Genomic DNA, 9593 nt, shown 5'->3' with positions numbered 1-9593 from the left:
CCCAACATGGCATAAAAAACATGACACACTATCGAGTTCTCAAACAACACACCCACCGGAATTCAACGGCCACTTTCGCCTGCCGCCTCGCTCCGGAAGCGCCCGATCAACTTTAGCGAGTCGATGTCTTCCGGTCAAACCCTGGATCAGTGATCCCGGTCTCCCGATCGACTCGCTGTTCAGTTGCCGGTTCCCGCCGGTGACGGTCATCCTTGGCAGATCACCGGCCGCCGGGCCGCGGAGTACATTACGCAGCGGTCAACCCCGGGTCAAACGCCAGGGCGGTGACTGTAACCACACGCCGCGGGCCGCGCCACGCGGCACACGATCTTGTCCGCGCACCGGGACGGCGTCGGTCCCGGGCAGTGGTGCCCGTCGGGCTCGTCCGGTTCACACGGTCCTGGCCACGGCCAGGTTGCGCCGTCCGCGGCGGATGAGCACCACTCCCCCGGCCAGCAGATCAGCCTGGGCGACGGGGGCGTCCTCGTCAGTGACCTTGACGTTGTTGAGGTAGGCCCCGCCCGAGGCGACCGTCTTGCGGGCGGCGTTGCGCCCCTTCTCCAGGCCCGTGCCGACGAGGAGGTCGACGATGGTCGACCCGCCGACGGTCAGGTCGGTTGCCGGCAGCGCCTCGGTGGCCGCCGCCAGTGTCGAGGCGTCGAGGGCCCTGAGGTCACCGGTGCCCCACAGGGCGGCCGTCGCAGCCTCGGCCTGAGCAGTCGCCGCGGGCCCGTGGACCCAGGTCGTCACCTCGTGGGCCAGAATCCGCTGTGCCTCGCGCGCACGGGGGTTGGCGGCGGTGGCCGCCTCAAGACGCTCGATCTCTTCACGCTCCAGGAAGGTGAAGACCTTGAGGAACCGCACGACGTCGACGTCGTCCGTCTGGAGCCAGAACTGGTAGAAGGCGTAGGGGCTGAGCATCTGCGGGTCGAGCCACACGGCCCCGCCCTCGGTCTTGCCGAACTTCGTGCCATCCGCCTTGGTAATAAGGGGGTTGGTCATGACGTGGACGGTGGCTCCCTCGACCTTGCGGATGAGGTCCATGCCACCGACGAGGTTGCCCCACTGGTCGTTGCCGCCGACCTCGAGGATGCACCCGTAGCGGCGGAAGAGCTCGAGGTAGTCGTTGGCCTGGAGGATCTGGTAGCTGAACTCCGTGAAGGAGATGCCCTCCTCGCTGGCCAGGCGCCTGGCGATGATGTCCTTGGAGAGCATCGTGCCCATGCGGAAGTGCTTGCCCAGGTCCCGCAGGAGGTCGACGGCGCTGAGGTCGGCGGTCCAGTCCAGGTTGTTGACGATCCGCGCGCCGTTCTCGCCGCTGAAGTCCAGGAGGTTCTCCAGCTGGGCCTGGAGCCCCGCCGACCACTGGGCGACGACATCCTTGGTGTTAAGGGCGCGCTCACCCTTGGCCCGCGGGTCCCCGATGAGACCGGTGGCCCCGCCGACCAGGGCCAGCGGCCGGTGCCCGGCGAGCTGGAGGTGGCGCATCACCTTGACCGCGACGAGGTGGCCGTGGTGGAGGCTCGGCGCGGTGGGGTCGAAGCCGCAGTAGTAAGTGACCGTGCCCTCGGTGAGCACCGCGCGCAGCGCGTCGATGTCGGTGTGCTGGGCCACAAGGCCCCGCCACTGCAACTCGTCCAGGATGTCGGTCACGTTCCTGCTCGCCTTTCGTGCGGTGTCACAGCGCCTCGCGGGCACCGGTCCGGGACGGGGAGTCCCGGCGCGGCAAGTGTGCCATGTCCGACGGCGGCTACTCGGGACGGTCCCACACGAGGGTGTATCGGTAGTAGAAGCGGCGCCTGACCCGGGCACCCGGGAGCACTCGTGTCGCCGCCCGCCGGATCTCGGTCAGCGACTCGCGGGGCTCGGCAACCGGGAGGCCGATATCGGGCGTTTCGTGGCGTCGGCGACCAGCGCGTTGTGGAAGGCGACGTTGTGGTTCCAGTACTCCTCGGCCATGGTCGCAACCTACTGCGACGCGGAGGACCTCGTTCGGCGTCTGGGGGCGGCGGCCCGGTAGGGCGAGACTGTGGGCTCGCCGTCGATCCAGAAGCGCCAGGGGTAGGTCCGGCCGTCACCGCCCGGTCCGGAGACGCCGGTGCGCGCTCCAAACCGGAGGCGGTCCTCGGCCACAGGTGTCTCCGGGAGGGACAGGCTGAGGCGGCTGTCGTCCGGGCCGAGGCGGAGGCCGTCGTCGGCACGGGTCAGCCCAAGCGCTGCGCACAGGCGTGCCGGGCCACGGGCCAGGTCCCGGTCGACCGACGCGGCGGGGCGCCGCCGCCGGGCCAGGTCGATGCCCTCAACGATCTGGCCGCCGCGCAGCAGGACCGCCGCTGCCTGCCCGGCTGGCCCGGTGACGAGGTTGACACAGTGGTGCATGCCGTAGGTGAAGTAGACGTAGACCGCTCCGGCGGCCTCGAACATGGTGGCGTTGCGGGCCGTGCGCCCGCCGAAGGCGTGGGATCCCGGGTCGGTCCGACCGCGGTAGGCCTCGACCTCGGTCAGGCGCACGCCGACCCTCCCCTCGGGGCCCGTCACCGACAGTCTCGCCCCGAGCAGGCCCGGGGCGGCCGTCAGGCTGTCGCCTGACAGCAGAGTGAGCACGCGCTCGATCTCCTCCGGCCCCGTGCACGAGCCGGTCGGAGCCACGGCCCCCACCGGTTCGGCCGGACCCGCGGGCGCCATCAGGCCCGGTCCGCCCCGCAGGCCCCGTCGCTCCCCGCCGGGGGCGGGTCCGCGGCGGCGTCAGCGTCATCAGCGGCGCCGGCGGCAGCGCCCTCCTCCAGCACCGAGCCCTCCTCGGCGAAGCCGCGCAGCTCGGCGGCGCGCTCACCGGCGCGTGCCAGTTGCTCGACCACCCGCACCGGCGCCGTGCCGCCGCGCCCGTCGCGCGCCGCCACCGATCCGGCGGCGCTGAGCACCTCGCGCACCCCGGGGGTCAGGCGCGGGTCGATGGCCGTCATCTCGGCGTCGGTCAGCTCCCACAGCTCGATGCCGCGCTCCTCGCAGGAGCGCACGCAGGCACCGGCGATCTCGTGGGCGGTGCGGAAGGGCACTCCCTCCTTGACCAGCCACTCGGCGAGATCGGTGGCCAGGGAGAAGCCTTGGGGGGCGAGCTCGGCCATGCGCTCGGTGTGCAGGGTCATCGTGTCGATCATCCCGGCCACCGCGGGCAGCAAGAGGTCCAGGGTGTCGAGGGCGTCGAAGACCGGCTCCTTGTCCTCCTGGAGGTCCCGGTCGTAGGCCAGGGGCAGGGCCTTGAGAGTGGCCAGGAGCCCGGCCAGGTCGCCGATGAGGCGGCCGGCCTTGCCACGGGCCAGCTCGGCGACGTCGGGGTTCTTCTTCTGGGGCATGATCGAGGACCCCGTGGAGTAGGCGTCGTCAAGGGTGATGAAACCGAACTCCTTGGTGGCCCAGATGATGACCTCCTCGCTCAGGCGCGAGATGTCGACCGCGGTCATCGCCAGGATGAAGCTCATCTCGGCCACGACGTCGCGCGCCGCGGTGCCGTCGATCGAGTTGTCGACCGCCGACTCGAAGCCGAGCTCGGCGGCGACGGCGTCGGGGTCCAGGCCCAGCGTGCTGCCGGCAAGCGCCCCCGAGCCGTAGGGGGAGACGGCGGCCCGAGCGTCCCAGTCGAGCATCCTCTCAACGTCGCGCATGAGCGGCCAGGCGTGCGCCAAGAGGTGGTGGGCCACGAGGACGGGCTGGGCGTGCTGGAGATGGGTGCGCCCGGGCATGATCGCCTCGCCGGCGCCGCAGGCCTGGGACACGAGGGCGTCGACGACGTCGAGGACGAGACCGGCGGTGTGGCGCGCCGCGTCGCGCAGGTACATCCGGATAAGGGTGGCGATTTGGTCGTTGCGCGAGCGGCCGGCGCGCAGTCGACCACCCAGGTCCTCGCCCGCACGCTCGATGAGGCCGCGCTCGAGGGCGGTGTGGACGTCCTCGTCACTGGGTGCCGGCGCGAAGGCGCCCGAGACGACGTCCGCCTCGAGACGGTCGAGGGCGGCGAGCATCGCGGCGAGCTGGGCGGGATCGAGCAGGCCCACGGCGCCCAGGGCACGGGCGTGGGCACGAGAGCCGGCGACGTCGTAGCGTGCCAGGCGCCAGTCGACGTGGGTCGAGACGCTCAGAGCCGCCAGCGCCTGGGCGGGGCCGCCGGCGAAGCGTCCTCCCCACAGGCTCATGGCGGGACGCTGAGCGGAGGGGCCGGGGGGGAGGTCGGGTCCGTGACCGGAAGCGGTGCTCGTCGAGCTCATGGGGGCCATCATTCCTCACCCGAGGCCGGTGGCGGGACTCTCCCCGCCACCGCAGCCGGGTTGCCCCGCCCTCCGCAGACACCAGTGGCGGGGCAACCCGGCCGATCCGGTGCCTGCGGAGGGCGGGTCCGTGCGCTCACCAGGAGTCGGTCACCGTGATCTCGGGCTCGCCGGCGTCGTCGAACTCGATATTGCCCTGCATGGTGAACTCGATCTCCGTCTCGGGAGGATCGGGGTTCCACTGGGTGGCCTTGGGCTTGATGGCGATCGTGGCCGACCCGGAGGTGAAGGAGCCGACCGACAGCTCCGTGATCTCCGTGGGGGACGCCGAGACCCGGAGAGACTGCAGGTTGGTCGACTGCACCTGCCAGGGGCACTCCGACCCGGTGTTGCCCGGCACCGAGGCGCAAGTCTCGACGGCGCTCTTGACGGCCTCGAGGACCTTGGTCTCCAGCTCATCGCTGGGCTCGACGGTCATGGACACGGCGGCCGTGTCCCAGTCCTGATCGTCGCCTGCGTCGATCACTCCGTCATCCATCGTCACATAGGTCGACAGGTCCTTCGAGGCCGTGACGGTGTAGATACCGGGGTAGGCGTAGACAGTGACGGTGCGCTCGTAGGTGTCCGTGTCCCCATCCTGGGACGGATCCTCCATCGCGATGGAGGCCCGTCCGACCATGACCGAGTCGACCATCTCGGCGGTGATCTCGCATGGCACGGCCAGCGAGCTGGAGACCTCCCACTCGTGGAGGACGATCATCGAGTTGTCCCTCTTCTTGACCTCGACCTGCGCCTGACGTTTCTCGCCGTCGATCTGGTAGTCGACATCGACGATCACCGTGGAGGAGTCATCGGGGCTGTCAGAGGACACCTCGACCTCCTGGACGGTCATCGTCGAGGTCCGCCCGGACATCGCGGCGTCGGTGAGCAGGCCGCGCTGGGCGTTGGGGACGCCGGGGTCCACCAGGGCCGTAGCGGCGTCGGCCTCCCCGGCAGCGATGAGCTCGACGTACTCACGAGCCGCCGCCTCGGGCGTGCGGGAGGAGTTGAGGACGGCGACGGCCACGACGCCGGCGATGACGGCCAGGGCTAGCACCGCCGCGGCGAACAGTCCCAGCCGGAGGCGCTGACGGGCCGAGGGCGACATGGGAGGGGGCGGCGCCAGTGACGGTGCACCGGCAGCCGGTGCCGCTCCGACCGGCTGGGCCGGTGACGGGGACTGTCCCACAATGGGGAAGGCGCTGGTCGCCAAGGGCTCTGTCGGCGGGGGCGGAGGGGCCGCCGCCTGCGCCGCGACGAGGGCCGGTGCGCCCTGCGGCATGGCGGGGGCCGGTGCGCCCTGCGGCATGGCGGGCGCCGACGCACCCAGTGGGGCGCCCGGGATCGGGACTGCCTGTGGCGTGCCGGCCACCCAGGACTCGAGCGCCCGGCGTCCGGCGAGCACCTGGAGCAGCCGGGGGAACAGACCGTAGGCGGGGGCGGGCAGGAGCTCTGCCAGGACCGAGACGATGGCGACCGCGATGGGCACGGTGACCAGCGCCAGCACCGAAGGGCTGATCGAGAACTCCATTCGCAGGAAGGAGCTCGAGACCGATCCGCCGCCGGACAGGGCGGCAAGAACGAGGGGGATCCAGATGACGGTCCAGGCCGCGGGCAGCTGCCAGCACCTGCTCCACCGAGGAGCCGCCAGGCGCTGGCGGTGCACGCCGACGCGCAGGGCCACGACGACGAAGGCAAGCACGGCCAGTACGACGAGCAACCAGCCCCAGGCCGAATCGGTCCAGGCGTAGTGGGTCTCCGAGGGCGAGCCCAGCTCAGTGGACGAGGCACTCACCCCGCCCAGTGCGCCCAACGTGAGAAGCCCGACGACAAGGTTGGGCGCGACGAGCGGGATGGCGAGCAGGATGCTCGGGTCGTCCACGGCAGCGATGATGGTCAAGATGAGCACCGCCGCGGTGAAGACGGCCGCCAGGACCAGGGCCGACTGCACCACCTCGATGCGGACCTGCCGGGAGCGCGACCACCATGGGGGCATGCCGGATGCCGGCAGGCGGGACAGGCGCCCGGTGGCCGAGCCGAGCGCGGAGACCAGGAGGATTGCCAGGAAGATCCGGGGTGCCGACGGCGAGATGGTCAGCTCGCCGTAGTCGGTCAGACCCAGCGGGTCCGAGAAACCACCCCCGCTGGTGATGGTCGCCAGTCCGGTGAGCAGGGCGGTGACGGCCGCGGCGACAAGGCCCTCGACCAAGGAGCGCAGCAGCAGCGGGCCCATGGAGGCGGCACGGGAGTCTACCGGGCTGCGGCGACGCGTCGTCCAGGCGGTGAGCACGCCGACGGCCACCAGCGGTCCCAGGCACAACAGCGAGATGAACGCCTTGAAGTACTCGTGCTCCATCGTGAACCCGCCTCCGGCGACGGCGCCGGAGGCCACCAGGAAGGTGGTCAGCATCGAGGTTCCCCCCAAGGACACCTCCCCCGTCTCCAGGCCGACACACAGGAGGATCCCCGAGATGAGGATCGGACCGAGGGCGGCCAGGACGATGAGCCCCACGGTGAGCAGGCCCGCCGGTGAGGCGAGCAGGCCCATCTCGACGGCCTCGACCGACCGTGGTGGGGGGCCGCCCACGCCGGGAGCCGGTGGGGCTGCCGGCACCATCGGTGCACCGGCAGCCACCGGCACACCGGGCACCCCTTGGACGCCGGGCGCTCCCGGAGCCGCAACGGCATCGGTGACCACCTCCTGTGAGGAGGGCGCCGGCGCGCCGGCGGGCTCAGCGACTGATTCCGAGACTTGTTCAGCGACAGACTCAGAGGATGACTCAGAGGCTGATGGGGACCCGGAGGCGCCACCCTCCTGGAGGGCCTGCGCCCCCGGAGGCCAGGAGACCTCCTCCGTAGAACCGTCGTCCTCGGCGCCGGGCGCCTCGGGCGGAGTGGGGATGTGTTCGTCGGAACTGTTATTCATGCCGGTCTCCTGCATGGATCAGGGAAGGGAGTAGCGAGCGCAGTTTATAGCGGCGCGGCTCCGGGCGTGTCCGATCCATGGAACGAGCTCGCGTGGAGGCCGGGGCTCCGGGCCGGTCGGGCAGGTGCCCCTCATGTTTCGGGCGTGGCGTCCGTCATGACATGGGACGATGGTGACCATGGCCGACTCGCAGAACGCGCTCTTCCCCGGCAAGCAGTTCATCTCGACGGTGCTCGAGGCACTGGAGACCAAGACCCAGATGACCGGCTCGATCGCCCACCGGTACCTCATGCGTGCCGCGATGGCGGGCATGATCGTCGCCGTCTTCTACATCGTCAACTACGCGATCATCGGGATCTTCGACGGCCTGACCGTCGGCGAGACGTCCATGGCCGGACTGGGACGGGTGCTGGGCGCCCTGTGCTTCGGTCCCGCCCTGGTCTTCATCTACTACACGCGCTCCGAGCTGCTGACCTCCAACATGATGGTGGTGGTCGTCGGGGCCTACTACCGCCGCAGCTCCTGGTGGAGGGGTCTGCGGGTCCTGGGGCTGTGCCTCTTCGGCAACTTCCTGGGCGGCCTGGTCTTCGCGATCCTCTACCGCTTCTCCTCACTGGTCCAGGGCCCCACCGGCGAGATGGCCGTCCACTCGGTGGAGGTCAAGCTCGGTTACCTGTCCTCGGCCTCCGGCGTCGGGGACCTGTTCGTCCGGGCAATCCTGTGCAACTTCATGATCAACCTGGCGATGCTGCTCATCTACAACGGCTACATCCACGAGGACTGGTCGAAGATCTTCTCGATGATCGTCGCCGTGTTCGTCTTCGCCTTCCTCGGACTGGAGCACTCGGTGGCCAACACGGTCCTGTTCTCCGTGGTCGGCCTGACCCACGGGATCGACGTCCCACTGGCGCTGGCCAATGTCGGGGTCGCCCTGCTGGGCAACTTCGTCGGCGGCGGGCTGCTCATCGGCGCCTACTACGCCTACGCCAACGACGACACCCGCTTCCTGCGGCGCAAGGAGATGAAGGGGGCGGCACAGGCCTCGGGGCCCGCCGACCGCCCCTGACCTGCCGGACAGAACCCGACCGGCAGGGGCGGCGGCGCGCCCGGCATCTCAGGTGCGCGCCGTGGTGCCCTGGGCGGCCTCGGTCTGCCCGGTGCGAGCCGCGCGGGCGGCCACGAGCCTGGACTGCAGGCCGTAGATGTCGATGAACCCGCGTGAGGAGGACTGGTCGAAGGTGTCCCCCGTGTCATAGGTGGCCAGGTTGAAGTCGTAGAGCCCCACAGGCGAGCGCCGGCCGGTGGCCGTGGCCCTCCCGCCGTGAAGGACCATACGCACATCGCCACTGACATAGCGCTGGGTGTCCTCGACAAAGGCGTCCAGGGAGCTCTTGAGCGGCGAGAACCACTGCGCCTCGTAGACCAGCTCGGCCCAGGTCTGCTCGACATGGCGCTTGAACCGGCGCTGCAGCCGGTCCAGGGTCAGAGCCTCGAGGGCGCGGTGGGCCTCGATGAGGGCGATCGCGCCCGGGGCCTCGTAGACCTCGCGTGACTTGATCCCCACAAGGCGGTCCTCGACGACGTCGATGCGCCCCACGCCCTGGGCGCCCGCCCGGCGGTTGAGCTCCTGGACCGCCTCCAGGGGCGTGACCGGCACCGAGTCGATCGCCACCGGCACCCCGGTGTCGAAGGTGATGACGAGCTCGTCGGGCAGGGGCGGGTAGGCGGGGTCGTCGGTGTAGACGTAGACGTCCTTGGTCGGGGCGTTCCACAGGTCCTCGAGAAAACCGGTCTCGACCGCCCTGCCCCAGACGTTCTGGTCGATGGAGAAGGGGTTGTGCCGGGTGGTCTCGATCGGCAGGCGGTGCTCGACGGCGTAGTCGATGGCGAGGTCGCGTGTCAGGGCGAGGTCGCGCACCGGCGACAGGCACTCGAGCTCGGGGGCGATCGAGGTGATGGAGACCTCGAAGCGCACCTGGTCGTTGCCCTTGCCCGTGCACCCGTGCGCGACGGTGGAGGCTCCCATCTCACGCGCGGTGGCCACGAGGTGCTTGGCGATCAGTGGGCGGGACAGGGCCGACACGAGCGGGTAGGCACCCTCGTACAGGGCGTTGGTCTTGAGCGCCGGCATGCAGTAGTCGGCGGCGAACTCCTCACGGGCGTCGACCACGTGGGCACGCAGGGCGCCACAGTCCAGGGCTCGGCGTCGGATGACCTCAAGGTCCTCGCCTCCCTGACCGACGTCGACGGCCACCGCCACGACATCTCTGCCCGTTCGCTCCCTGATCCACCCGATGGCCACGGAGGTGTCAAGGCCTCCGGAGTATGCCAGGACGACAGGGTCGTTGTGCGTGCTCATCTGTGTT

General features: G+C 70.3%; 6 protein-coding genes and 1 pseudogene. 1 reads left to right on the top strand and 6 read right to left on the bottom strand.

All coding sequences use genetic code 11. The features are described 5' to 3' along the window. Positions 1-390: 390 nt before the first annotated feature. The 5 genes and pseudogenes from tyrS to Q4C85_RS08175 form a co-directional block, all read right to left on the bottom strand. Positions 391-1653: a tyrosine--tRNA ligase gene (tyrS, locus tag Q4C85_RS08195; protein ID WP_303141184.1), complete on the bottom strand. Its 1263-nt coding sequence runs from the start codon at positions 1651-1653 to the stop codon at positions 391-393. A 97-nt stretch (positions 1654-1750) separates the two neighbouring features. Beyond that, a pseudogene (locus Q4C85_RS08190) lies at positions 1751-1900 on the bottom strand (SAM-dependent methyltransferase); the annotation flags it as partial. Positions 1901-1968: 68 nt separating this feature from the next. Beyond that, entirely contained in the window at positions 1969-2604 is a 636-nt protein-coding gene (locus Q4C85_RS08185; protein ID WP_368501438.1) for a DNA-3-methyladenine glycosylase, read from the bottom strand. A gap of 80 nt (positions 2605-2684) precedes the next feature. Next, positions 2685-4190 carry an argininosuccinate lyase gene (gene argH / locus Q4C85_RS08180; protein ID WP_303141182.1) on the bottom strand — a complete coding sequence of 502 codons (1506 nt, stop codon included), beginning with the start codon at positions 4188-4190 and terminating at the stop codon, positions 2685-2687. Positions 4191-4398: 208 nt separating this feature from the next. Continuing rightward, positions 4399-6849: a hypothetical protein gene (locus tag Q4C85_RS08175; protein WP_303141181.1), complete on the bottom strand. Its 2451-nt coding sequence runs from the start codon at positions 6847-6849 to the stop codon at positions 4399-4401. 556 nt (positions 6850-7405) lie between these two features. On the opposite strand from Q4C85_RS08175, the gene Q4C85_RS08170 reads away from it, so the two are divergent. Next, entirely contained in the window at positions 7406-8293 is an 888-nt protein-coding gene (locus tag Q4C85_RS08170; protein ID WP_303141179.1) for a formate/nitrite transporter family protein, read from the top strand. Between the two features lie 48 nt (positions 8294-8341). On the opposite strand, the gene Q4C85_RS08165 is transcribed toward Q4C85_RS08170, so the two are convergent. After that, complete coding sequence (locus tag Q4C85_RS08165) at positions 8342-9586, bottom strand: argininosuccinate synthase (RefSeq protein WP_303141178.1); 1245 nt, start codon at positions 9584-9586, stop codon at positions 8342-8344. Positions 9587-9593: the final 7 nt, after the last annotated feature.

This window comes from Actinomyces sp., assembly GCF_030524025.1.
Taxonomy (GTDB): Bacteria; Actinomycetota; Actinomycetes; order Actinomycetales; family Actinomycetaceae; genus Actinomyces.
This window is presented reverse-complemented; position numbering and strand designations above follow the sequence as displayed.